The organism is Mesorhizobium sp. B2-4-2 (assembly GCF_006442845.1).
GTDB lineage: Bacteria > Pseudomonadota > Alphaproteobacteria > Rhizobiales > Rhizobiaceae > Mesorhizobium.
Genome location: NZ_VFVM01000011.1, coordinates 142501 through 164516, shown reverse-complemented (window position 1 = coordinate 164516; position 22016 = coordinate 142501). Strand labels below are relative to the sequence as shown.

General features: G+C 63.4%; 24 protein-coding genes, 1 tRNA gene and 2 rRNA genes (1 of these 27 running past the window's edge). 12 read left to right on the top strand and 15 right to left on the bottom strand.

Going from position 1 to position 22016, the window contains the following annotated elements:
* Nucleotides 1–209 precede the first annotated feature (209 nt).
* Genes FJ942_RS23190 through FJ942_RS23170 form a run of 5 tightly spaced genes read left to right on the top strand, consistent with a single transcriptional unit; the run spans nt 210 to nt 4312 of the window.
* Nucleotides 210–1196 (top strand): ABC transporter permease, encoded by a 987-nt coding sequence (locus FJ942_RS23190; RefSeq protein ID WP_140899032.1) that lies wholly within the window; start codon nt 210–212, stop codon nt 1194–1196.
* A complete protein-coding gene (locus tag FJ942_RS23185) occupies nt 1193–2023 on the top strand; it encodes an ABC transporter permease (protein ID WP_140522610.1) in 831 nt (276 codons plus the stop codon). The genes FJ942_RS23190 and FJ942_RS23185 overlap by 4 nt, the downstream gene beginning before the upstream one ends.
* Entirely contained in the window at nt 2020–3021 is a 1002-nt protein-coding gene (locus tag FJ942_RS23180; protein WP_181170007.1) for an ABC transporter ATP-binding protein, read from the top strand. Before FJ942_RS23185 ends, FJ942_RS23180 begins: the two co-directional genes overlap by 4 nt.
* Nucleotides 3018–3809 carry an ATP-binding cassette domain-containing protein gene (locus FJ942_RS23175; protein WP_140899030.1) on the top strand — a complete coding sequence of 264 codons (792 nt, stop codon included), beginning with the start codon at nt 3018–3020 and terminating at the stop codon, nt 3807–3809. The genes FJ942_RS23180 and FJ942_RS23175 overlap by 4 nt, the downstream gene beginning before the upstream one ends.
* Nucleotides 3806–4312 carry an L-2-amino-thiazoline-4-carboxylic acid hydrolase gene (locus tag FJ942_RS23170; protein ID WP_140624445.1) on the top strand — a complete coding sequence of 169 codons (507 nt, stop codon included), beginning with the start codon at nt 3806–3808 and terminating at the stop codon, nt 4310–4312. Before FJ942_RS23175 ends, FJ942_RS23170 begins: the two co-directional genes overlap by 4 nt.
* A 12-nt stretch (nt 4313–4324) precedes the next feature.
* Here the strand turns inward: FJ942_RS23170 and FJ942_RS23165 are convergent, their stop codons facing one another.
* The 4 genes from FJ942_RS23165 to FJ942_RS23150 form a co-directional block, all read right to left on the bottom strand.
* The gene (locus FJ942_RS23165; protein ID WP_140672200.1) at nt 4325–5071 is read right to left on the bottom strand and encodes an ATP-binding cassette domain-containing protein; all 747 of its coding nucleotides are present in this window, start codon (nt 5069–5071) and stop codon (nt 4325–4327) included.
* Entirely contained in the window at nt 5064–6125 is a 1062-nt protein-coding gene (locus FJ942_RS23160) for a ribose ABC transporter (protein WP_140500436.1), read from the bottom strand. Before FJ942_RS23160 ends, FJ942_RS23165 begins: the two co-directional genes overlap by 8 nt.
* A gap of 99 nt (nt 6126–6224) precedes the next feature.
* Complete coding sequence (locus FJ942_RS23155; RefSeq protein ID WP_140584091.1) at nt 6225–7202, bottom strand: ABC transporter substrate-binding protein; 978 nt, start codon at nt 7200–7202, stop codon at nt 6225–6227.
* 427 nt (nt 7203–7629) lie between these two features.
* Nucleotides 7630–8535 (bottom strand): sugar-binding domain-containing protein, encoded by a 906-nt coding sequence (locus tag FJ942_RS23150; RefSeq protein WP_140500440.1) that lies wholly within the window; start codon nt 8533–8535, stop codon nt 7630–7632.
* A 285-nt stretch (nt 8536–8820) separates the two neighbouring features.
* Here FJ942_RS23150 and FJ942_RS23145 point away from each other — a divergent pair, with 285 nt between their 5' ends.
* Together FJ942_RS23145 and FJ942_RS23140 are read left to right on the top strand one after the other, a co-directional pair.
* Entirely contained in the window at nt 8821–9729 is a 909-nt protein-coding gene (locus FJ942_RS23145; protein ID WP_140500441.1) for a tagatose-bisphosphate aldolase, read from the top strand.
* A 35-nt stretch (nt 9730–9764) separates the two neighbouring features.
* The gene (locus tag FJ942_RS23140) at nt 9765–11219 is read left to right on the top strand and encodes an ROK family protein (protein WP_140522616.1); all 1455 of its coding nucleotides are present in this window, start codon (nt 9765–9767) and stop codon (nt 11217–11219) included.
* Nucleotides 11220–11259: 40 nt separating this feature from the next.
* Here the strand turns inward: FJ942_RS23140 and FJ942_RS23135 are convergent, their stop codons facing one another.
* Both FJ942_RS23135 and FJ942_RS23130 read right to left on the bottom strand, forming a co-directional pair.
* The gene (locus FJ942_RS23135) at nt 11260–11871 is read right to left on the bottom strand and encodes an NAD(P)-dependent oxidoreductase (RefSeq protein ID WP_140899028.1); all 612 of its coding nucleotides are present in this window, start codon (nt 11869–11871) and stop codon (nt 11260–11262) included.
* Nucleotides 11872–11907: 36 nt separating this feature from the next.
* Nucleotides 11908–12546: a DsbA family protein gene (locus FJ942_RS23130; RefSeq protein ID WP_140500466.1), complete on the bottom strand. Its 639-nt coding sequence runs from the start codon at nt 12544–12546 to the stop codon at nt 11908–11910.
* Between the two features lie 87 nt (nt 12547–12633).
* Between FJ942_RS23130 and FJ942_RS23125 the strand changes: the two genes are divergently transcribed.
* On the top strand, nt 12634–13557 hold the full coding sequence (locus tag FJ942_RS23125; protein WP_140899026.1) for a LysR family transcriptional regulator: 924 nt from the start codon (nt 12634–12636) through the stop codon (nt 13555–13557).
* 88 nt (nt 13558–13645) lie between these two features.
* On the opposite strand, the gene FJ942_RS23120 is transcribed toward FJ942_RS23125, so the two are convergent.
* From FJ942_RS23120 to FJ942_RS23105, 4 genes are all read right to left on the bottom strand, one after another.
* Nucleotides 13646–13942 carry a DUF982 domain-containing protein gene (locus tag FJ942_RS23120; protein ID WP_140624452.1) on the bottom strand — a complete coding sequence of 99 codons (297 nt, stop codon included), beginning with the start codon at nt 13940–13942 and terminating at the stop codon, nt 13646–13648.
* 338 nt (nt 13943–14280) lie between these two features.
* Nucleotides 14281–14592, bottom strand: a complete 312-nt coding sequence (locus tag FJ942_RS23115; protein WP_246675951.1) for a hypothetical protein — start codon at nt 14590–14592, stop codon at nt 14281–14283.
* Between the two features lie 72 nt (nt 14593–14664).
* Nucleotides 14665–16296, bottom strand: coding sequence for a chaperonin GroEL (gene groL, locus FJ942_RS23110; RefSeq protein WP_140513825.1), 1632 nt, complete (start codon nt 16294–16296; stop codon nt 14665–14667).
* 57 nt (nt 16297–16353) lie between these two features.
* Nucleotides 16354–16668: a co-chaperone GroES gene (locus FJ942_RS23105; RefSeq protein WP_140899024.1), complete on the bottom strand. Its 315-nt coding sequence runs from the start codon at nt 16666–16668 to the stop codon at nt 16354–16356.
* A gap of 336 nt (nt 16669–17004) precedes the next feature.
* On the opposite strand from FJ942_RS23105, the gene FJ942_RS23100 reads away from it, so the two are divergent.
* Nucleotides 17005–17346, top strand: coding sequence for a hypothetical protein (locus FJ942_RS23100; protein ID WP_224518916.1), 342 nt, complete (start codon nt 17005–17007; stop codon nt 17344–17346).
* 24 nt (nt 17347–17370) lie between these two features.
* Complete coding sequence (locus FJ942_RS23095; RefSeq protein WP_140500453.1) at nt 17371–17649, top strand: usg protein; 279 nt, start codon at nt 17371–17373, stop codon at nt 17647–17649.
* Nucleotides 17650–17772: 123 nt separating this feature from the next.
* Here FJ942_RS23095 and FJ942_RS23090 read toward each other — a convergent pair whose 3' ends face one another.
* Nucleotides 17773–18195 carry a DUF982 domain-containing protein gene (locus tag FJ942_RS23090; RefSeq protein ID WP_224619266.1) on the bottom strand — a complete coding sequence of 141 codons (423 nt, stop codon included), beginning with the start codon at nt 18193–18195 and terminating at the stop codon, nt 17773–17775.
* Entirely contained in the window at nt 18182–18331 is a 150-nt protein-coding gene (locus tag FJ942_RS28600) for a hypothetical protein (RefSeq protein WP_181165362.1), read from the bottom strand. Before FJ942_RS28600 ends, FJ942_RS23090 begins: the two co-directional genes overlap by 14 nt.
* Nucleotides 18332–18357: 26 nt before the next feature.
* On the opposite strand from FJ942_RS28600, the gene FJ942_RS23085 reads away from it, so the two are divergent.
* The gene (locus tag FJ942_RS23085; RefSeq protein ID WP_140522628.1) at nt 18358–18840 is read left to right on the top strand and encodes an Hsp20 family protein; all 483 of its coding nucleotides are present in this window, start codon (nt 18358–18360) and stop codon (nt 18838–18840) included.
* A gap of 78 nt (nt 18841–18918) precedes the next feature.
* Nucleotides 18919–19425: an Hsp20/alpha crystallin family protein gene (locus tag FJ942_RS23080; RefSeq protein WP_140899022.1), complete on the top strand. Its 507-nt coding sequence runs from the start codon at nt 18919–18921 to the stop codon at nt 19423–19425.
* Between the two features lie 291 nt (nt 19426–19716).
* Here FJ942_RS23080 and FJ942_RS23075 read toward each other — a convergent pair.
* From FJ942_RS23075 to FJ942_RS23065, 3 genes are all read right to left on the bottom strand, one after another.
* Nucleotides 19717–19793: transfer RNA gene (locus tag FJ942_RS23075), tRNA-Met, on the bottom strand.
* A gap of 233 nt (nt 19794–20026) precedes the next feature.
* A 5S ribosomal RNA gene (rrf, locus tag FJ942_RS23070) occupies nt 20027–20141 on the bottom strand.
* Between the two features lie 272 nt (nt 20142–20413).
* Nucleotides 20414–22016, bottom strand: a 23S ribosomal RNA gene (locus tag FJ942_RS23065) (it continues 1208 nt past the right edge of the window).

Sequence of the window (22016 nt, the reverse complement as noted above, 5' to 3'; positions counted from 1 at the left end):
TACGAGGCCCCCCTCTGTCCTGCCGGACATCTCCCCCTCAAGGGGGGAGATTGGCAACTTGTCTGTCCCGCGAATTTTCCGATGTTGGGGATTGGCGAAGCCAAAAATGACAGCCAATCTCCCCCCTTGCGGGGGAGATGTCCGGCAGGACAGAGGGGGGTGCCCAGGCGCGGTCCTAACCAACGTATCGCCAACCCATCGAGGGCCGCATGAACCGCGCCCTCACGCTCCTCCGCCGTCGCCTCGTCGGCAGCGTCTTCGTGCTTTTGATCGTCGTCATCGGCACGTTCCTGCTGCTCGAGGCCGCCCCGGGCGACGCGGTCGATGCCTATATCGTCTCTACCGGCGGCGATGCCGGCATGATCGAGCTGTTGCGCCATCGCTGGGGCCTCGACCAGTCGGAGCTGACGCGGCTCGCCAACTATCTCTGGGCGCTGCTGCATCTCGATCTCGGCCAGTCCGTCACCTTTTCGCGGCCGATCCGCGACCTGATCCTCGAGCGCCTGCCGACCACGCTGTGGTTGATGGGCAGCGCCACCGCGCTTTCCTTCGGCCTCGGCTCGGCGCTGGGCATCTATGCCGGCGCCAGGCCGGGCAGTTTTCGCGACCGTTTTCTCTCCATCGGTTCGCTGGCGCTCTACGCGGTGCCGGGTTTCTGGCTCGGCCTGGTGCTGATCGTCGTCTTCGCTGTCGACCTGCGCTGGCTGCCGATCGGCGGCATCGAGACCATCGCCTCCGGCAAGGCCGGCCTCGACCGCGCCGCCGACATCGCCATCCATCTCGTCCTGCCGGTCTCAGCCCTCGGCTTCATCTACCTGGCGCTCTATTTGCGGATGATGCGTGCCGGCATGACCGAGGTCTGGCGGCAGGATTTTGTGCTGGCCGCCCGCGCCAGGGGCTTGTCGCGCCGCCGCATCGTGCTTGCCCATGTCGCCCGCAATGCGCTGCTGCCATTGGTCACGATGCTCGGCCTGCAGTCGGCGCAGATGCTGGGCGGTAGCGTCGTCATCGAGAGTGTTTTTGCCGTGCCCGGTCTGGGTCGGCTGGCGCAGGAGGCAGTGGCCGCGCGCGACACGCCCTTGCTGCTCGGCATCATTCTCGTCAGCGCCGTCCTGGTCATCGTCATCAATCTTCTCGTCGATGTCGCCTATGCCTTTCTCGACCCGCGCGTCGGCGCCAGCGAGGCCGGCACATGAGCACGCTCCGCCGCTTTCTGCGCACGCCGGAGGCGGTCGCCGGCGCCATACTCCTGGCGGCATTGTGCGCCATGGCCCTGTCGGCGCCGCTGCTGTTTCCGGGCGACCCGCAAGCCATCGCCGGCCCGGCGCTGCTGCCGCCCTTCCAGGACTGGTCGCTGCCGCTCGGCACGGATCGCCTCGGCCGCGACGTGCTGGCCGAGCTTTTCCACGGCGCCCGCACGTCGCTTGCCGTCGGCCTTGCGGCAGCGGCCGCCGCACTGGCCATCGGCTCCGTGGTGGGCACGGTGGCCGGGTTTGCCGGCGGCCTCACCGACGAGGTGCTGATGCGCGTCACCGATGCCTTCCAGACCGTGCCGGGCTTTTTGCTCGCTCTGGCCTTCGTCAGCGTGGTCGGCCCTTCGATCGGCGTCGTCGTGGCGGCAATAGCGCTCGGCACCTGGACCGGGCCCGCGCGCGTGGCCCGCGCGGAAGTGCTGTCGATCCGCGAGCGCGACTACGTCGCCGGCGCGCGCGTCATCGGCATGCATCCGCTGGAAATCGCCTTTCGCGAGGTGCTGCCCAATGCCTTGCCGCCGGTGCTGGCGCTGTCCTCGGTGATCGTGGCAGCGGCGATCCTCACCGAGGCGGCTTTGTCCTTCCTCGGCCTTGGCGACCCCAATCGGGTCACCTGGGGCGGCATGATAGCGGAGGGCCGCGCGGTGCTGCGCACCGCGCCCTTCCTGTCGATCGCGCCCGGCATAGCGCTGGTCCTGACGGTGCTCGGCGTCTATCTCGCCGGTGAAGGCATCGTTGAAACCACGGCGGTCAGAAGAGGCCTGTCGTGACCGCGCTGGCTTCGATCCGCAACCTCGCGGTGACCTACCGCCGTGACGACGGCGAGGTGGTGGCGCTGAGGGACATCAGCCTCGACATCAAGGCTGGCGAGCGGCTGGCCGTCATCGGCGAAAGCGGTTCGGGCAAAAGTACGCTGGCTTTGGCGATTGCGGGGTTGTTGCCAGCGAGCGCCAGGATTGACGGACGTATCGATTGGGTTTTGCCAGCGTTGGGTGCGAAGGCACCCCCCTCTGTCCTGCCGGACATCTCCCCCTCAAGGGGGGAGATTGGCAGCTTCGCCGATGGCTCCCCTACACCATTGGGGATTGGCGAAGGCCGAGATGAAGGTGCAATCTCCCCCCTTGAGGGGGAGATGTCCGGCAGGACAGAGGGGGGCCTCATAGAACGCAGCGTCCAAAAGACCACTTCCAAACCAAGCCCCAGACCCCTCCTCGGCCGCGATATCGGCTTCATCTTTCAAGACCCGTCCGCCAGCCTCGATCCTGTCATGACCGTCGGCAAACAGATCGCCGAAGTCTCCCGAACCCATCTCGGTCTCACATGGCCTCAGGCATACGCCAGGGCGAAGGATCTGCTCGAACGCGTCCGTCTGCCCGACCCGGACTCCGCCCTGCGCGCCTATCCGCATCAGCTGTCCGGCGGCCAGAAGCAGCGTGTGGCGATTGCAGCCGCGATCGCAGCCGGCCCAAGACTTTTGATCGCCGACGAGGCGACCAGCGCGCTCGACACCATCGTGCAGGCCGAGATCGTCGCACTGATCCGGCGGCTGGTGGAAGAAGACGGCATGACGCTGCTGTTCATCAGTCACGACATTGCGCTGGCCGCCGAGCTGGCGGACCGCATTGCCGTGTTCCGGCATGGCGAATTGATCGAACTTGGCGCCACGCAACAGATCGTCAGTGCGCCAACTGAAGCCTACACGCGCGCGCTGCTCGAGGCCCATATCGGCCTCGACGCCGAACCGCTGCACCACGGCATGATCGCATGAGCGTCCCCGTGCTTGCAGTTTCCAACCTTACCAGGCACCACCGCCGTGGCGGCAAGACGGTTACCGCGGTCGACGACGTTTCTTTCGAAATCGGGCCCGGCGAGACGCTGGCGCTGGCCGGACCCTCCGGCAGCGGCAAGTCGACGATCGCCCGGCTGGTGTTGCGGCTGATCGAGCCGGATGCCGGCCGGATCGAGTTTGAAGGCCATGATTTCCTGGCTCTGGGCGGCGCCAGCTTGCGTGCGCGTCGCGCTCGCTTGCAGATGGTGTTCCAGGATCCGCTTGCCGCCTTCAATCCGCGCGCCACGGTGGCGCGCGTGCTTGACGATCCTTTGCGCATCCACGGCGTCGCCTCCCGTTCCGAGCGCCCGCGCCGTATCGCCGCCCTGCTGGAGCGCGTCGGGCTTACGGCGGAGCTCGCCTCTCGCGCCATCCACGAAATCTCGGGCGGCCAGCGGCAGCGGGTGGCGATTGCCCGCGCCATGGCCACGAAACCCTCGCTGATCGTGCTCGACGAAGCGGTGTCGGCGCTCGATGTTTCGGTGCGCGGACAGATCCTTGATCTTTTGCTCGACCTGCAACGCCAGGAACGGATCGCTTATCTCTTCATTTCGCATGATCTCGGCGTCGTCAGGGCCGTCGCCCACCGCGTCATCCTTCTCGACGGCGGGCGGATTGCCGAGAGCGGCGATGCCCGCGCCGTCATCGATGCGCCGCGATCGGCTATCGGCAAGGCGCTCGTGGCAGCCGCACCAAAGCTCAGAAGAACCACGCAGGAAGCATCATGATCGACCCCGAAGCCAGAGCCGAGAAACTGTCGCGCGAACTCGATTCCGCATTCCGCAACCGGGCCGACCTCTATCGCCTGTTCCTGGATCAGTTGACCGGAGAGCTGGGCGCCGAAAGAGCCGAGGCGATAATGACCCGGACCATCGAGCAGCGCGGCAAGGAAGTGGCCGCAGCCGCCTTCGCCGCATTCGGTCCCAACGACGCGCGCTCAATTGGCGAAGCTTTCCTGTCGGTCAGCCCGGATGACGGCCGGATGTATCCGACCGATGTCGAACGAGGTCCCGACCGCATCGCCTTCAAGGTGAAACGCTGCCCTCTCAAGGATGCCTGGGTCGAGGCCGGCGTCGGCGAGGAAAAACTCGCCACGCTCTGTCGCATCGCCGGCGCCTTCGACCGTGGCCTGTTCGAGGCGACCGGCGTGCGTTTCGACAATGTCACCTGGACGCCCGGCCACGGCAGCGGCTGCTGCCACATCGCGCTGACCAACCGCGATGCCGGCTAGCAATTGACGGCCTTAGCCGCCGACCATCAGCCTGACGACCTCGTCATGGTTGGTCTCGGAAATCCTGCGCTCGCCGGCCTGGATCCCGCGCCGCAGCACGACGATGCGATCGGAAACGGCGAAGATGTCCTGCAGATTATGCGAGATGAAGATCACGCCGCGCCCTTGCGCCTTGAGCTGATGGATGAGCGAAATCACCTTGCGCTGCTCCGGCACGCCGAGCGCGGCCGTCGGTTCATCCATGATCAGGATCTGCGCATCCCAGTAGACGGCGCGGCCGATGGCCACGGCCTGCCGCTGGCCGCCGGAGAAATTGCTGACCGGCGCGTTCAATCGGCTGACGTGGAAGTCCAGCCGCTTCATCGTCTCCCTGGCGGCCTCGGCCATGGCCTTGCGGTCGAGCACCGGCAGAAAGCCGAACGCCTTGCGCATCGGTTCGCGGCCGAGGAAGATGTTGGCACCGATCGACAGATTGTCGGCCAGCGCGAGATCCTGGTAGATCGTCTCGATGCCCTTTTCGCGCGCCTCCTGCGGTGTGGCGAAAGCCACCGGCTGACCTCTGAGCAGGATTTCTCCGCCCGTCGGCTGGAACACGCCCGATATTGCCTTGATCAGGGTCGTCTTGCCGGCGCCATTGTCGCCGGCAAGCGCCACCACTTCGCCCGGCCGCACGGCCATGGAGAAATCGTTGAGCGCCCGTACCGCACCGAAGTGCTTGGAAAGGTTCCGGACTTCGAGGAGGGGCTCGGTGCTATTCATCCTGACGGGCTCCACTGAACCGGCGCTGCGCCTGGTCGATGAGAACGGAAATGATGATGACGACGCCGACGGCGATGAACTGCCAGAACGGCTCCACATTGACGAAGACCAGCCCGTATTGGATGACCGCGATCACCAGCGCGCCGGCGACGGTGCCGAAGATGGTGCCGGAGCCGCCGAACAGGCTGGCGCCGCCGATCACCACCGCCGCGACGCTGTCGAGCAGCAGCGGTTCGCCGGCCTGCGCTGCCCCCGCCGTGAAGCGCGCGGCATAGAGCGCGCCGCCAAGGCCGGCGCACATTGCCGACAGCACATAAAGCCGCAGGATATGGCCCCTGATGTCGATGCCGGCGCGGCGCGCGGCCTGCACATTGGCGCCGATAGCGTAATTGTGCTGGCCGAACCGGGTCTGGCTGAGCAGATAGTGCATCACGACGACGAAGACAGCGGCGATCATCACCAGATAGGGCACGCCATGGAACTTGCCGTTGCCGAGCAGTGCGAACCAGGAGTTCTGTACCGGCACCGTCGTGCCGCCGGCAAGCAGGAAGGCGACACCGCGGGCGACGCCGAACATGCCGAGCGTGCCGATGAAGGGCGGAACCCTGAGCCGCGAGATCAGCAAGCCGTTGATGACGCCGGGCACGCCGGCCACGATCACCGCGGCAAGGATGCCGGCCAGCATGGCCAACGGCAACGGAATGGCGGCGCCCGCCATGTTGGTGGCATGCGCGGCGATGACCGCGGCAAGGCCCATGATGAAGCCCAGCGAAAGGTCGATGCCGCCTGATATGATGACAAAGGTCTGCCCGGTCGCCAAAAGCAGCGGCGCCACGGCGAAAATCGCGATGGATTGAAGATTGAACGGATTGAGCACGAAAGTGGCGCCGAAGGCGCTCCGCGACCAGATCTCGAAACAGATGATCAGGCCGGCGAGAAACAGCCAGGCGCGCCCCTCGGCGATGCGTGCGATCCAGCTCCTGGCGGGATCGCCGTGGTCAGCCTGGGGGGCGACATGCTTCTCGGCTGGCTGTGCTGGTGATGTCGAGGTCATGAGTACTCCGCGGCGCGGCTGCCTTCAAACAGGTCCCGCCCTGGCGGGACCGGCACAGGCTCCTCCCGGCGCACCGGGAAGAGCCAAGCTGGTCCGGACTTACTCGGAATAGAGATACTTCGAGATGTTCGGATCGGCGATGTTGGACTTGTCCATGATCGTGAAGCCGGTGCCGATCATGACCGGGATGGATTGGCCGGTCAGGTGGGCATAGGCCGAGACGACGCCGAAATAGCCGATCTCTGCGGGATGCTGGGCGATCGCCACATCCACAAGGCCGGTGTTGATGTTGTCGACGATGCTGGTCGGAGCATCGAAGGCAACCACTTTGACGGTGCCCGTCTGCCCTGCCTGCTTGACGCCATTGGCGGCGCCCAGCGCCGAGAACAGATTGGCGCCGAACACGCCGACGAGGTCGGGGTTGCGCGCGAACACCGCCTGCAGCTGCGAGGCCGCCTTGTTGGCGTCGTCGTCATTGAACTGGGTCTCGAGAACGGTGATGCCGGGATGGTTGGCCATCTCCTTCTTGAAGCCTTCCTCGCGCTGGTCGGTGGTCGAGATGCCGGGCTTGACGTTGGAGACGTAGACCTTGCCCTTGTCGCCGACGGCCTTGGCAAGCGCCCGCGCCGCGATTTCGCCGCCCAGCACATTGTCCGAAGCGATGTAGGCCAGCGGGAAATCGGCGTCACCCGCTCCGGTCTGATAGGCGCCGGTGCCGATGAACGTATCCACGGTGATGACCGGAATGCCTGCGTCATTGGCCTTGCGCAGCGGCTCGACCAGCTGGACCTTGTCGGTAGGCGCGATCAGGATCGCGTCCGGCTTCTTGGCGATGACCGCGTCGAGCACCGGCACCTGGGTGACCGGATTGAACTCAGGAGCGCCCTGGAAGACCAGGTTCACGCCAAGGGCGTCGGCCGCGGCCTGGGCGCCCTTGCGCATGGTGATGTAGAAACCGTCGGTGGTCAGGCCCGGAACGAGCGCGATGGTGTATTTCTTGTCCTGCGCCTGCGCGGGCGCGATAAGCACCGTCGCGCTGACGGCGAGAGCCGCAAGCGCGGCAACGATCTTCTTCATGACATCCTCCTCATTATGTTGGCAGATCTGCCGTTGCAAGTGACATCGAATGGCCGTCGTCCGCTTGGGACAAGACGGCCGGGAACGCCTGTTTGCTTTTCGCGGGCAGCTCCTCCCAAGCGCCCTCCAGTCGATATGTCAGCCGGTCCAGCCGACCGGCACGATAGCCACGGTCACTTCCTCGCCTCCGCGAGGTCAGAGAACCACAGCACCCGGCATGCATTGCACGCCAAGTTCACAAACTTGTAACACTTTGCAGAAATAAATTGCAACTCGGTTTTCCGGGTCGCAACGCCGGATTTTTCACGCAACATCCGACTGCTCCACAAAGTCCCGCCGAACTATTGCCTCGACTTCTCGGCGGCACAACCGATTTCGTAAAATCGCCCTCGCGAACTGGAATGCGGCGGCGGGGCGGCGGGCGGCACTATCGCGGCGGCAGGGTAGCGAGGATGGCTTGCGCCGTCTTCGTATCCGTTATCACGGCGTTGATCAGCTGAGCGCGAGCGGCGCCGATGATGGCCGTCGCCTTTTCCGGCGACGCCGCGACACCGATCACCAGCGGCACGGCGCGGAGCTGCGCCGGCGACATAGCGATCATCCGGCCCTCTCCTTCCCAGGCGATCAGCGCGCCATCGGCATCGAAATAATGCCGAAGGACATCGCCGGCCGCATGGACCAGCGCCTGCTCGCTCGGCGTGGCGGCGCTCGCCTCGGGTGCATTGATGGCATGCGGCAGGCCGATGCCGACGATCGCCACATCGGTCCTGTCCCACAGCGCGACGGCATCGCTGATGGCGGCATCACCAAGGAAGACTTCACGCAATTCACTGGAAGGCAGATAGGGCGCATGAATGAAGTGCGGTGTCCCGCCGAACTCCTCGGCGGCGAGGCGGACGAATTCGTTGACCTGAAAATGCGCCGCGTGCTGCTGCATGCCGCCGGTGGCGGCAACGGTCAGCACGCCCGGAATGCGCGGCAGGCCGGCGCGGATCACCTCGCGCACCGCGCGCCCCCAGCCGATGGCGACCACGGAGCCGGCCACCAATTGCGCCTGCTTGAGAAGGCCGCCGAGCGGGCCGGCCAGCGCCGTCAGCGCGCCTGCGGCCGGCGTCTCGACCACCGCTGCGTCACGCAGGCCTAGCCTATCGATTAGCTGTCCGGTGATCTCCTCAGGTGCCGCCAGATCGAGAACCTCGATACGGACGATCCCTTCCGCCCGCGCCCGCTGCAAGAGGCGCGATATGGTCGCGGTGGAGACGCCAAGCTGCCGCGCGATATCGACCTGCGACATCTCCGCCTCGTAATGCAGTTTGGCGACCGTGTGCAGCATCGTGCGCGATGCGGTCGCATCCTGAATGGGAGGGACAGCCAGCTTGCAATTCCTTTCAGCAACGTGTTACACACGTATACGCCGATGGGAGTTATCGCGCAAATCCGGCGAACTCGCAACTTGAGGCCGTCCTGCCCAGGCGCCGGCAAGGTGTGCTTTTCCGGGCAATGGACGGCGCATCAAGACGGCAATTCTCCCCTGCCGGCAGGCGGGCAAAAACTGAACATTCTTGTTTCCACGGGATCCGCGCCCTCGGCCAGAGAGCGCCAACATCGGACAGAGACCATGACAAAGATGACCACCGCGGAGCTGCGCGGCTATCAGCAGATATGCGGCAAGGACGGGGCCATGCTGGCCATCGCCTGCGACCAGCGCGGCGGCATGCGCACCTTGCTGGCGTCGGATCCGGCCGAACAGGCCAGGATCACCAACGACATGCTCGGCGACACCAAGGCCGACATCACGCGCTACCTTGCAAGTGCCGCGTCCTGCGTGCTGCTCGACCCGCTCTGCGCGGTGCCGCGGGTTGTCGAGGAGGGCGTGCTGAACCGCGATACCGCGCTGCTTATCGGCCTCGACGCCTCGGGTTTCGACGTCTCGCCTGAAGGCTATCGCCTGTCGCGCCTTGTCCCCGGCATCGATGCGCGCCGCGTGCGCGAACTGGGTGGCACGGGCGGCAAGATCATGGTGTATCTGCGGGCCGACAAGCCCGAAGCGAATGAGCACAACATCGCCATCCTGCGCCAATGCATCGCCGATTTCGGGCAGGAAGATTTGTTGCTCGTCGTCGAATTCCTGACCTATCAGCTCGAAGACGAAAGCCCGGAAGATTATGCGGCGAAGACCCCCTGGCTCGTCGAGGAAGGCACAAGGATATCGCTGGAGTGCGGGGCAAAGGTGCTGAAGCTTCCGTATCCCGGAACGCCGGAAGCCTGCGCCAACATCACCAGAATGGCCGGCGAGGTGCCGTGGGCGGTGCTTTCGGCCGGCGTCAACCACGCCACCTTCCTCGGCCAGGTCGAGATTGCCATGCAGAACGGCGCCTCCGGCGTCATCGCCGGCCGCTCGCTGTGGAAGGACTGCATCTCGCTCGATCGTGACATTCAGCGCGAAAGGCTTAAGACCATCGCGGTGCCGCGATTGCGTGAGATCCAGGCGGTAATCGGGCATCACCGGCGCAAGGCCGCCGCCTGATATCCGCGTTGGATCACCGACACGTGCAGGACGTCATGCCTCTCAGCATAGGGATAGATATAGGCGGCACCAATCTGCGGGCCGCCCGCATTTCGGGCGCCGGCGAAATCCTCGAACGTCTGTCCGAAAAGAGCGCGCCGGACCCGCAGGCTGTGCTCTCGCGGATCGCCGGGATGGTGCGCCGGCTCGACACATCGGAGGTTTCGGCCATCGGCATCGGTGTTCCCGGTCGCGTCGACGCGGATCGCCGCGCGGTCCTGTCCGGCGGCTACGTCAATCTGGCCTCCGTCTCGCTGGCGCAGCGCCTGGAAGACATGGCCGGCAAGCCCGTCGTCATCGACAATGACTGCAACATGGCACTGGTCGCCGAGATGGCGCTCGGCGCCGGCCGGGGCCATCACGACGTCGCCATGTTCACCATCGGCACCGGCATTGGCGGGGCCGTCGCTCAACATCGGCGGATCGTGCGTGGCCGGGCAACGGCAGGGCAGCTCGGCCACATCACTGTCGACGTCAATGGCGAGGTCTGCGCCTGCGGCCGGCGCGGTTGTGTCGAGACCACCAGTTCGGGCACCGCGCTTGGCCGTCACATCGCGCGGGCCGGCTTGCGTACCGACCTTTCGGTCGACCAGCTCTTTGCCCGCGACGCCGCCGGAGACATCCAGGCGCGCACTATACTCGAAGCCTGGGCAATGCCCTTACGTGCCGCCATCGATACCAGCGTCGCCATGTTCGACCCCGGTGTCGTCCTGCTCGGCGGCGGTCTTGGCTGGGCGGCACACAAGGCGCTCGGCCGCGCGCCGGCCCTGGCGCCGTGGTACCAGTGCCCGGTCGAGCCGGCGCAGCTCGGCGACGACGCCGGCGTGATCGGGGCGGGATTGCAGGCGCTGGCCGGAACAGACATGGCGACAGCGCCGATTTTTGGCCGGCATTTTGTGCAAGCCGGCGCGGCCAGGCGCGCCGTGCTGGTCAACGGCATCCCGGCCAGCGGCAAGAGCACGGTGTCGCGCGGCATCGCCGACCGCATGGGATGGCCGTTGCTTGCGCTCGACACGATCAAGAATCCGTTTCTCGAGGTGCTCGGCGGCGGCGACCGCGCATTCAACCGCACGCTCGGCCGCGCCAGCTATCGGGCGATCTGGTCAGTCGTCGGCGAAGCCCCAGCGGGCTCCACATTCATCGTCGACGCCTGGTTCGGTTTCCAGCCGCGCGAGCTGCTCGATGATCATCTCAGGAATGCCGGGGTCGAACAGACCGTCGAAATCTGGTGCCATGCGCCCGGCGAAGTCCTTGCCGAGCGTTACGGCGCCCGGCTCGGCCAGCGTCTCCCCGGCCATCCAGGCGCGTCCTATATCCCCGAACTGATCGAACTCGCCAGGCGCGCCGAACCGCTGCGGCGCGGTCCGCTCTTCGACGTCGACACGACGAAACCGATCGACCTCGATGCCATCACGGCATGGCTGCGAGCGATGATGACGGGCGACGTTTAGAATGTTGGTGGACAAGAAGCAGCTGGCCTGGCCTGCCTAGTCAATAACCGACGGTGAAGCGCTGCTTTATGTGGGCGGGCTTCTCGATCTCGTCGACCATCGCGATGGCGTAATCCTCGAAGGAAATGCTGCTGCCCTTGTGCGAAGCCAGAAGCGTGTCCTTGCCGAGGCGGAACTTGCCGGTTCGCTCGCCCGGGATGAACATGGCGGACGGCGACAGGAACGTCCAATCGAGGTCATCGATGGTCTTCAACTTGTCGAGGAAGTCGGCGCCCTTCTGCGCCTCGGCCTTGTAGATGTCGGGAAATTCGGGCGTGTCGACCAGCCGCTTGCCGGGCGCGACCTCAAGGCTGCCCGCACCGCCGACGACCAGGTAGCGCTTCACGCCGGAGGCTCGCACCGCGGCGATCAGCGTGTCGGCATCGCTGTCGAGGAAATGCACCGAACTGATCACCACATCATGGCCGCGGATCAGCTTGGCCAAGCCTTCCATGTCGAAGACATCGCCCTTCCTGGCCGTCACGCCAGGCAGCGCAGCGATTTTTTCAGGATTGCGGGCGATGCCGGTGACGGTATGGCCACGGTCGGAGAGTTCCTTGAGCAGGCGCGAACCGACTTCGCCCGATGCGCCGATGAGAGCGACTTTTGCCATATCTTTTTCCATTCCTTGTTGGAGGTCGGTTGGGGATCACGCGGCCGCGATATGAGCGAGGAGATTGTCGAAACTGCCGAACAGCGCGTTCGAACCGATGAGGCGCGGCGCATCGTTGCTGATGATGGCGAGCGAAGGCACGCCGTTGGAATGCAGGCGCTGGAACAGCGCGCGGCCTCGGCCGACCAGTTCGCGGTGAGCTGTCAGCAATCCTTCGGTTGGCGCCTTCACCAGTTCGCGGGCATCGGCCATGCCGGCGTCGGCGAGCACCTCGGCGACACCGCCGACCGTGACGATATCGCGCCCATCGACATAGCGCGCGTTCTGGATCGCCTTCAGCGCGGCCAGCCGGCGGCCGGGATCTTCCGGGCCCGCTGCGGTAATCGCGAGGGTCGCGGCATGGGAATCCAGCAACGTGCCGCGAACATTCAGCACGTTGTCCCGATAGGCCTGCGTGAAAACCTGTCCCGTTAACCGCTCGATGCGCTGGTCGTTCGCCCAGGCATGGGCGGCAAAACCGTCATCCATCGGCCGAGCGCCTGCCCCCGAAAACAGCCCGGTCGGCAAGAGCTCGACGCGCACGCCGCTGCCGGACAGTTTTTCGAGCATCGGGCTTGCGCCATAACACCAGCCGCAGAGCGGATCGAAAAGATAGGTCACTTCTGGATTGCTCACGGTCGCCCGGTCTCCGTTGCGGTGGCGTTGGTTGCCCCGTCCCCCAAATTGTCTGGTTACATGTGGCAGGTGATGGTCTTGCAATAAATGGCGTCCACCGAACTCCTCAATCTCAATCGGCTTGTCTATTTCACCACGGTGATGGAGACAGGCTCGTTCACCACGGCGGCGGACCGGCTTGGCGTGGCCAAGGCCGTGGTCAGCCATCAGATCGGCAGGCTTGAGCAGGAACTGGGCGCGACGCTCATGCGGCGCACGACGCGGCGTGTCACGCCGACCGAGGAGGGTCGCCTCTTCTACGACCGCGCGATGATCATCCTGCGCGAAGCCGAAGCGGCCTATGGCGAGATCTCGCACGGGGCAGTCGAACCCAAGGGAATGCTGAGGCTGACCGCGCCGCTCGACTATGGCACGAAGATCGTTGCGCCTGTCATGGCCGCCTATCTCCGAACTTATCCGCATATGCGCGTCGAGGCGATTTTCGATGACGCCGTCAGCAATCTGGTGGACGAGCAGATCGACCTCGGCATCCGCGTCGGCTGGCTTGCGGATTCGTCCAATCAGGCGCGGCGCCTGGGCACGATACAGCAGGTCGTGGTGGCGAACCCGACCTTCGCCGCAAGCCTGCCGCCCGATGTCACCCCGCGCCAGGCAAGATCGCTTGCCTGGGTCGGCAACGCCCAGCTGCGCGGCATCGGCCAATGGCTGTTTTCAAGAGAGGGAGAAACGGTGTTGACCGAACTCAACCCGGTCATCATGTGCGACAAGAGCCCGGCGGCTCTTGCCTGCGTGCTCGCCGGTATCGGATTGGGCGTATTTCCCGACTACAGTGTCGGCGACGATATCGCCGAGGGACGTCTCGTGCCGGTATTTGCCGACTGGATGTTGCCTGCCGGCGGCATCCATGCCGTTTTCCCTCCGGCCCGGTTCCGGCCAGCCAAGGTCCGCGCCTTCGTCGAGTTGCTGGCGGCCGCCGAGAAGAAACGCTCGCGTCTCGTCGAAACGGCCTGAGGCGACGGAGACAGCCCGCCAGCTCAAGGCCGACGGGCCGATCATTTTGGATCGCCGGGGCGCTCACCGATAGGTCGCGTATAGATCCTCAATCCGCTCGCACGGCGCGGCCACCGGATGCGATACTGGCAGGCGAGATCATATTCGGCACCAGAATGTCATTGCGGCGCGCGAAGGCGATCAAGGTCGCCCGCACGGTTTCCGCATCGATCTCGCCGGCAATGCCGGCTTTGCAAGCGTTGAGGGCGACGGCATGGGCGCCGTTTCGGCTGGCAACGGGCCAGTCCTGCAACACGGCATATGCTTCCATCGCAGTCTCGATCGTTACCGGAAGCCCCATTCCGACCAAGATCGTCACGGGTTCTTCAAAGCGCATCTGTGCCATGATTTAAACCTCCATTCGATGGCAAACGAACCGAAGCATGTCGGGCAGCCTGGTGCGCGAAGACAGGTCGGCGCGGATAGGGCGGGTGCGCCGGTGTCGTCGGATTTCCGGCGGCCGCGAGCCTGATCTTGGCTGGCTCGACCGGGCTTGGCTTGAGCACTGGCGAGCCTCGGCCAGGCGCCGGTAGCGCCCTATGCGCCCTGGCGAGCGCCTCGAGCCAGGCAAGGACGGAAAGCGGCGGAAGCGCCCGCCCATCGAGCCAGGCGGCGACCTGGCTTTGCGGGCAACCAAGCTCGTCGACGAGGTCTGCCGCTTTCCACCTCAACGTTTTCAGGCATTCACGCAATTGGCCCACGATCATGTCGGTCCTCTTCCCAACCGGACATCGGTCCATCGTTTGCTGTGGGGCTCCGATGATCGCGTCCTCCATCCCTGGTTGAGCCGCCGGAGCCTTCCGAGGCTGCCGACACATGCTGCGCGGCCAGGAACATCAGCGTCGACGCCGCCGTACGGCGGCTCCAGCCTGCGGACTCGGCCATGTCGAGAACGCGCATCAACAATGGCCCCAGCACGCTCCTGCATTCTGCCTCGTAGGCGAGAAATTCGTTTGCCGGATGCGTGGGCGCCGGAACGGAACCGATACCGGTCATAGTGGTCTCTCTCCAAACTTTCCCCGGGAAGCGCCCGCTCCCACTTCTGGGAGCGGGCGGCCTCCCGGCGTCCTAGAAGTCCATGCCCGCGCCGGCGGGCATGGCAGGGGTCGCGGCCTCCTTCTTTGGCTTCTCGGCCACCATCGCCTCAGTGGTGACCAGCAGGCCAGCGACGGAAGCGGCATCCTGAAGCGCGGTGCGCACGACCTTTGCCGGATCGATGACGCCTTGGCCGTAGAGATCGCCGAACTCGTTGGTCTGGGCGTTCCAGCCCCAGCCGAACTCGCTCTTCTCGCGCAGCTTGCCGACGATGATCGAGCCCTCGGCGCCGGCGTTCTCCGCGATCTGGCGCACCGGGGTCTCGATCGCACGCCGCACGATCTCGACACCGGTCCTCTGGTCGGCATTGTCGATCGGCAAGGCATCGAGCGCCTTGGCGGCCCGGAGCAGCGCGACGCCGCCGCCCGGGAGCACGCCTTCCTCGACCGCCGCACGGGTCGCATGCAGCGCGTCGTCGACACGGTCCTTGCGCTCCTTCACCTCGACTTCCGTCGAACCGCCGACACGGATGACGGCGACGCCACCGGCGAGCTTCGCCAGCCGCTCCTGCAATTTCTCGCGGTCGTAGTCGGAGGTGGTCTCCTCGATCTGCGCTTTGATCTGGGCGATGCGGCCCTGGATCTCTTCCTTGCGGCCAACGCCGTCGACGATGGTGGTGTTTTCTTTTTCGATCACCACCTTCTTGGCGCGGCCCAGCATCTGCAGCGTGACGTTCTCGAGCTTGATGCCGAGATCCTCGCTGATCGCCGTGCCGCCGGTGAGGATGGCGATATCCTCCAGCATCGCCTTGCGGCGATCACCGAAGCCAGGCGCCTTGACGGCCGCGACCTTCAGGCCGCCGCGCAATTTGTTCACGACCAGCGTGGCGAGCGCCTCCCCTTCCACGTCCTCGGCGATGATCAGCAGCGGCTTGCCCGACTGCACGACCGCCTCGAGGACGGGGAGCATGGCTTGCAGGTTGGACAGTTTCTTCTCGTGGATCAGCACATAGGGCTCTTCAAGTTCGACGCGCATCTTGTCCTGGTTGGTGATGAAGTACGGGCTGAGATAGCCGCGGTCGAACTGCATGCCTTCGACCACCTCCAGTTCGGTCTCGGCGGTCTTGGCCTCCTCCACCGTGATGACACCTTCATTGCCGACCTTCTCCATCGCCTCGGCGAGGAACCGGCCGATCTCGGGATCGCCATTGGCCGAGATGGTGCCGACCTGGGCGATCTCATCGTTTTTCGTCACCTTGCGAGCGTTGGCCTTCAGTTCGGCAACGACCGCCTCCACGGCCTTGTCGATGCCGCGTTTCAAATCCATCGGATTCATGCCCGAGGCGACGGCCTTGGCGCCTTCCTTGACAATGGCTTGGGCCAGAACGGTCGCGGTTGTGGTGCCGTCGCCGGCGATGTCGTTGGTCTTCGAAGCGACTTCGCGCACCATCTGCGCGCCCATGTTTTCGAACTTGTCTTCCAGTTCGATCTCCTTGGCCACCGTCACACCATCCTTGGTGATGCGCGGCGCGCCGAAGGATTTATCGATAACGACGTTGCGGCCTTTGGGACCGAGCGTCACCTTCACCGCATTGGCCAGAATGTCGACGCCGCGCAGCATCTTCTCGCGGGCTTCGGTATGGAATTTCACTTCCTTGGCAGCCATTGGATCACTCCTTCAATTTAGGCAGCTTTCGTTGACTGATAACTTGGCAAGAAGCCGTCAGGCGGCCTTCTTCACGGTCGCGGTCTGCTCGATCACGCCCATCGCATCGCTTTCCTTCATGATGATCAGGTCTTGGCCGCCGAGCTTGATCTCGGTGCCGGACCATTTGCCGAACAGAATGCGGTCACCCACCTTGACGTCGAGCGGCTGTAGCTGCCCGGCTTCGTTTCGGGCGCCGGGGCCGGCGGCGATCACCTCGCCTTCCTGCGGCTTTTCCTTGGCTGTGTCGGGAATGATAATGCCGCCAGCCGTTTTCTCCTCGGCTTCGATGCGGCGGACCAGGATACGGTCGTGCAATGGGCGGAACGTCATGTCGTTCTCCTTCAAGGACAAACAGTTTTTGAGGTTCCTCCGCGCCGGACCGGCAATATCGGCCCGGCACGAGGTGCCGCGACCCTTGTTCAGGCATCGCGCGCGCATATCGAGCTAGTTTTGGAATTTTCCGGTTTCAAGAGGTTGGCGCAAAAATTTTGGCACTCGTCGCACGAGAGTGCCAACGCGTTGTTATCATGCAGGAATTCTCACCAAGTCGACGATTTCACCGCTTGAATTTTGGTAGAGGGCCAACAAGATTATCCTGGCCGGCGCTGCCGAAGCACAGCCGGAAACTGGACGCTATCGAGGAGTTTTTGCAGACGGAGGACAACGATGGACCGACAGAAATTTTCGCCGATCATGCCTTCCCTGACTGACACGCCCGACACCTCGCTTGACCGGCTGCTTTCGCCGGCGAGGCACTTCAAACATCCTGACGAGGTATTGGAAGACGACGCGCTCGACCTCTGGGAAAAGCGGGCGATCCTGTCGTCTTGGGCCTCGGATGCCTGCGCGGTGGAGTCGATGCCGGAACTGCGCCTGCCGCCGGGAGTCGAGCGGCCGGTTTCCTTCGACCACGTCATGGAGGCCTTGTGCAAGCTCGACATCGACGTGCCGGCGCCGCGGTCCACGCCGGATGAATTCCGGCACGACTTCGCCAGGATGAATGCATGAGGTCGTAAGCGAAAGGAGAAACATATGGTGACTGCGGTCAGCAGAGAATTCCGCCTGCAGATGGATGGCTACGGCCTGACCACGGCCGAGATTCACTATCATATGCCTGACTACCCCAACCTGCTGCAGCTCTATGTCTGGCAGGAATACGACCTCGCTCCCGATTTCCCGGAGCTGAAGGGCTTCCTTGGCTATTGGGAAAGCGAACTGGACGGCACGCTGCATTCCGTGCGCGTCGCACATCATCGTCTAATCACACCGTCGGAATGGCGCGCCGTTGACGGCATCGTTGCCATCCATTGAGCGGATCACATTGAGCGGATCAAAAAACCTGAAGCGCGTCGCCTGCAACGCGGCGCGCTCAAAGGCTCGATTGAGCATACCTAAAATCAGAGTTCCCGAGCAGGATGAGTGATGGGATTCGTGTCATCCTGCTCTGACAGCCATCGGCTGGGCCGTCCTTGACATCGCCGCGGAACGGAATTGCTGGGGCGAAGCGGAGCGGCCCCTCGTCAGGCCGGCTCGCTTGGCCGCCTTCAAGAAGGCCTTGTAGGCGGCACGCCCGCTGCGCCAGCCATCCAGCGCATCACGGCATGCACGGCCGGCGGCGCGCCAGCTTGGTCCGCGCGCCCATTTCGGCCATTGTTGATCCAGGCATTCCAGAGCCTCGAAGCTGCTGGCGACCTTGCGTGGGGCGTCCGACAATTCGAGGGTAATCGGCTGGGGAAACCGAATATCGTTCATCACTTCCTCCGTTTTTTGACGTCTTTTTGCGAGTAAGCAATCGGATGGCGTCACCGGCGACCGTCCATCCGTGATCGAGATGGTCAGCCGTTCAGGCCGCGTCAAGGGCCGCCGGAATCTCGACGAGACGTTCGATCAGGCCTCTTGACGCCACGCCCGTCAGTTCCCAGATCGATTCCGCCGGCGCCGGAAGGGCCGGCAGGTCAAGGAGTGCCGCATCCTTGGCACTCCTCGTACCCATGTTGCTCAGCGAAGGAGGATATGGCTATGAGAACCGCTTTCGACTTTTCACCACTCTATCGGTCGAGCATAGGCTTCGACCGTATTTTCGACCTGCTGGAGAATGCCAGCCGCACGGCGAACGTCGACAACTGGCCGCCCTACGATATCTCCAGGACCGGTGACGACGCCTACCGCATCACCATGGCGGTAGCCGGCTTCAGTCAAGACGAATTGAGCATCGTGCATGAACCCAACATGCTCGTCATCGCCGGCGAGCGTGCCGGAGAGGACAATGGCGAATACCTGCATCGCGGCATCGCCGGACGGCCGTTTGAGCGCCGCTTCGAACTTGCCGACCATGTGAAGGTGACCGGCGCCGGCCTCGTCAACGGTCTCCTGACCGTCGATCTCCAGCGTGAGATTCCCGAAGAGATGAAACCGCGCAAGATCGAGATCGGCACCAGCATGGCCAAAGCCAAGGAAAAATCCGCGGCAAAGCCCGTGCAAGTGGAAAAACAGGCCGCGTGAGGCAATTCGGGTCAGGGCTTCCACCAACCGGACGACGGTCGCCCGGTGGTGGAGACGCAAGCAAAGAGGAGAAAGACAATGAGCGTACGTGATCTCATTCCTTTTGGCCGGGAACGCGGACAGGTGCCCAGCCTTTTGCGCGATGGCGAACGTGATCCGTTCATGTCGTTGCACCGCGAGGTCAACCGTCTTTTCGACGATGTTTTCCGCGGTTTCGGCTCCGGTCTGCCATCCTTGTCTTCCGTTGCCGCGAACGGCGGACGCTGGCCGAGCGTCGAGATCTCCGACACTGGAAAGGAGGTCCGTATCACGGCCGAAGTGCCCGGCATGGAGGAAAAGGACATCGAGGTCCTGCTCGATGACGACGTGCTGACCCTGAAGGGCGAAAAGCGGTCCGAGAGCGAGGACAAGGAGCGCCAGTTCTCCGAGCGCTATTACGGCCGTTTCGAGCGCCGCATTCCGCTCGGCATCGAGGTAGAGCAAGACAATGTCGAAGCGCGCTTCAGGAACGGCGTCCTGACGGTTACATTGCCGAAGACCGCGAGAGCGCAAGCGCAGGCAAAGCGGATCGAGATCAAGAGTTGAACCACCTATGCCGGCGGTGGGACAAACCCACCCGCCGGTTCTGGTCGAGACGGCAGTATTGACGGCTTACACTGCGGACGCGATCGCTTGCTGGCTGGATTATCTTCGGCGACAGGTCTGCCTTTTGTGCGGTGGCCCGCTGAACGCTTTGGCTTGGCTTGGCTTGGATTTCTTTTTGACCTTGGGCGTCGGCTTTGGGTATTTGCGGGCCCGTGATGAGGGTTCTCAAATCAGCGGGGGGCCATCAGCCGGATACAAGAACAGCCCGGGGTGAGCCGGGCTGTTTTGATTTGGTTGCGGGGACAGGATTTGAACCTGTGACCTTCAGGTTATGAGCCTGACGAGCTACCGGGCTGCTCCACCCCGCGCCACCTATGAGCAAGCGTGAGCTTGCTTCGACCTCTGGAAGCAGGTGTTTTCTGCTTCGATCTCTGGAAGCAGGTGTCTCTGCTTCGATGTTTGGAAGCGGGCGATTGCCTGCTTCGCGCCGCCAAATTGAAAGGGCCGCTTACGCGGCCCGTTGTCCCGTTGGCGGGCCTGTTCGTGAAGAGAAGATTTCACATCCATCCGATTGGATGTGAGTTTAACGTGCGTTTGGCAGACCTGGCAGCGACCTACTCTCCCGCGTCTTGAGACGAAGTACCATCAGAGCTGGAGCGTTTCACGGCCGAGTTCGGAATGGGATCGGGTGCAGCCGCTCCGCCATAACCACCAGGTCGGCAAAACGCACGTTATTCGAGAAGCTGGGTTAGGGATTGGGCAGAAGGCAATAGTGAATAGGGGATGCCTATTCACTATTGGCTCGTTGCTCTTCACCTGTCTTTTTGTGCCTGAGCGACATCCACAGTTTGCTTTCGGGCAAAGCCCGCAAGCGCGACTGCGCGTCGCCGGTCGTCCGGCGCCCTCGCGGAGCATAGGCCCGTAAGGGCCGCTCATGCGTGAGCGCTGGCCAGACCATCGTGTTTCACGATGGGCATAAGGAATGAGAACGATCAAGCCGATCGAACTATTAGTACCGGTAAGCTTCAAGCGTTGCCGCTCTTCCACACCCGGCCTATCAACGTGGTCGTCTTCCACGGTTCTCAGGGAATACTCGTTTTAAGGTGGGTTTCCCGCTTAGATGCCTTCAGCGGTTATCCCGTCCGGATATAGCTACCCTGCTATGCGGCTGGCGCCACAACAGGTCCACCAGAGATCCGTCCATCCCGGTCCTCTCGTACTAGGGACAGATCCTTTCAATATTCCTACACCCACGGCAGATAGGGACCGAACTGTCTCACGACGTTCTGAACCCAACTCACGTACCGCTTTAAATGGCGAACAGCCATACCCTTGGGACCTGCTCCAGCCCCAGGATGCGATGAGTCGACATCGAGGTGCCAAACAACCCCGTCGATATGGACTCTTGGGGGTCATCAGCCTGTTATCCCCGGCGTACCTTTTATCCGTTGAGCGATGGCCCTTCCACGCGGGACCACCGGATCACTATGACCGACTTTCGTCTCTGCTCGACTTGTCAGTCTCGCAGTCAGGCAGGCTTATGCCATTGCACTCAGCGAACGATTTCCGACCGTTCTGAGCCCACCATCGCGCGCCTCCGTTACTCTTTAGGAGGCGACCGCCCCAGTCAAACTACCCACCATACATTGTCCCGGACCCGGATAACGGGCCGCGGTTAGACATCCATAGTGATAAGGGTGGTATTTCAAGGGTGGCTCCACCTGAGCTGGCGCCCAGGTTTCAAAGCCTACCACCTATCCTACACATGCCACTACGAATGCCAATGTAAAGCTATAGTAAAGGTGCACGGGGTCTTTCCGTCTAACCGCAGGAACCCCGCATCTTCACGGGGAATTCAATTTCACTGAGTCTATGCTGGAGACAGCGGGGAAGTCGTTACGCCATTCGTGCAGGTCGGAACTTACCCGACAAGGAATTTCGCTACCTTAGGACCGTTATAGTTACGGCCGCCGTTTACTGGGGCTTCGATTCAGAGCTTGCACCCCTCCTCTTAACCTTCCAGCACCGGGCAGGCGTCAGACCCTATACGTCGCCTTGCGGCTTCGCAGAGCCCTGTGTTTTTGATAAACAGTCGCTACCCCCTGGTCTGTGCCACCCTCCTCTGCTTGCGCAGAAAAGGGTCACGCTTCTTCCGAAGTTACGCGTGCAATTTGCCGAGTTCCTTCAGCATAGTTCTCTCAAGCGCCTTGGTATACTCTACCAGACCACCAGTGTCGGTTTCGGGTACGGTCTATAAGGAGGAGCTATTTCCTGGAACCACTCCGCTGCCCGTTCAATCCGATAAGATTGGACAACTTGTGTGATCCGTCACTACCTCCAGGCCCACGAATATTAACGTGGTTCCCATCGACTACGCGTTTCCGCCTCGTCTTAGGGGCCGGCTAACCCTGCTCAGATTAGCTTTAAGCAGGAACCCTTGGTCTTTCGGCGGGGGAGTCTCTCACTCCCCTTACGTTACTCATGTCAGCATTCGCACTTCTGATACCTCCACCACCCCTCACGGGTATGGCTTCATCAGCTTACAGAACGCTCCGCTACCGCTCGTGATTGCTCACGAACCCTAAGCTTCG

Excerpts from the sequence above, each read along its gene's own strand:
- FJ942_RS23080 (WP_140899022.1), top strand. The coding sequence starts at position 18,919 with ATGAGCGTACGTGATCTCATTCCTTTTGGCCGGGAACGCGGACAGGTG.
- FJ942_RS23140 (WP_140522616.1), top strand. The coding sequence starts at position 9,765 with ATGCCTCTCAGCATAGGGATAGATATAGGCGGCACCAATCTGCGGGCC.
- FJ942_RS23150 (WP_140500440.1), bottom strand. The coding sequence starts at position 8,535 with ATGCTGCACACGGTCGCCAAACTGCATTACGAGGCGGAGATGTCGCAG.
- FJ942_RS23145 (WP_140500441.1), top strand. The coding sequence starts at position 8,821 with ATGACAAAGATGACCACCGCGGAGCTGCGCGGCTATCAGCAGATATGC.
- FJ942_RS23190 (WP_140899032.1), top strand. The coding sequence starts at position 210 with ATGAACCGCGCCCTCACGCTCCTCCGCCGTCGCCTCGTCGGCAGCGTC.
- FJ942_RS23115 (WP_246675951.1), bottom strand. The coding sequence starts at position 14,592 with ATGACCGGTATCGGTTCCGTTCCGGCGCCCACGCATCCGGCAAACGAA.
- FJ942_RS23170 (WP_140624445.1), top strand. The coding sequence starts at position 3,806 with ATGATCGACCCCGAAGCCAGAGCCGAGAAACTGTCGCGCGAACTCGAT.
- FJ942_RS23120 (WP_140624452.1), bottom strand. The coding sequence starts at position 13,942 with ATGGCACAGATGCGCTTTGAAGAACCCGTGACGATCTTGGTCGGAATG.
- FJ942_RS23095 (WP_140500453.1), top strand. The coding sequence starts at position 17,371 with ATGGTGACTGCGGTCAGCAGAGAATTCCGCCTGCAGATGGATGGCTAC.
- FJ942_RS23085 (WP_140522628.1), top strand. The coding sequence starts at position 18,358 with ATGAGAACCGCTTTCGACTTTTCACCACTCTATCGGTCGAGCATAGGC.
- FJ942_RS23100 (WP_224518916.1), top strand. The coding sequence starts at position 17,005 with ATGGACCGACAGAAATTTTCGCCGATCATGCCTTCCCTGACTGACACG.
- FJ942_RS23160 (WP_140500436.1), bottom strand. The coding sequence starts at position 6,125 with ATGACCTCGACATCACCAGCACAGCCAGCCGAGAAGCATGTCGCCCCC.
- FJ942_RS23175 (WP_140899030.1), top strand. The coding sequence starts at position 3,018 with ATGAGCGTCCCCGTGCTTGCAGTTTCCAACCTTACCAGGCACCACCGC.
- FJ942_RS23165 (WP_140672200.1), bottom strand. The coding sequence starts at position 5,071 with ATGAATAGCACCGAGCCCCTCCTCGAAGTCCGGAACCTTTCCAAGCAC.
- groL (WP_140513825.1), bottom strand. The coding sequence starts at position 16,296 with ATGGCTGCCAAGGAAGTGAAATTCCATACCGAAGCCCGCGAGAAGATG.
- FJ942_RS23135 (WP_140899028.1), bottom strand. The coding sequence starts at position 11,871 with ATGGCAAAAGTCGCTCTCATCGGCGCATCGGGCGAAGTCGGTTCGCGC.
- FJ942_RS23185 (WP_140522610.1), top strand. The coding sequence starts at position 1,193 with ATGAGCACGCTCCGCCGCTTTCTGCGCACGCCGGAGGCGGTCGCCGGC.
- FJ942_RS23155 (WP_140584091.1), bottom strand. The coding sequence starts at position 7,202 with ATGAAGAAGATCGTTGCCGCGCTTGCGGCTCTCGCCGTCAGCGCGACG.
- FJ942_RS23125 (WP_140899026.1), top strand. The coding sequence starts at position 12,634 with ATGGCGTCCACCGAACTCCTCAATCTCAATCGGCTTGTCTATTTCACC.
- FJ942_RS28600 (WP_181165362.1), bottom strand. The coding sequence starts at position 18,331 with ATGGGTACGAGGAGTGCCAAGGATGCGGCACTCCTTGACCTGCCGGCC.
- FJ942_RS23105 (WP_140899024.1), bottom strand. The coding sequence starts at position 16,668 with ATGACGTTCCGCCCATTGCACGACCGTATCCTGGTCCGCCGCATCGAA.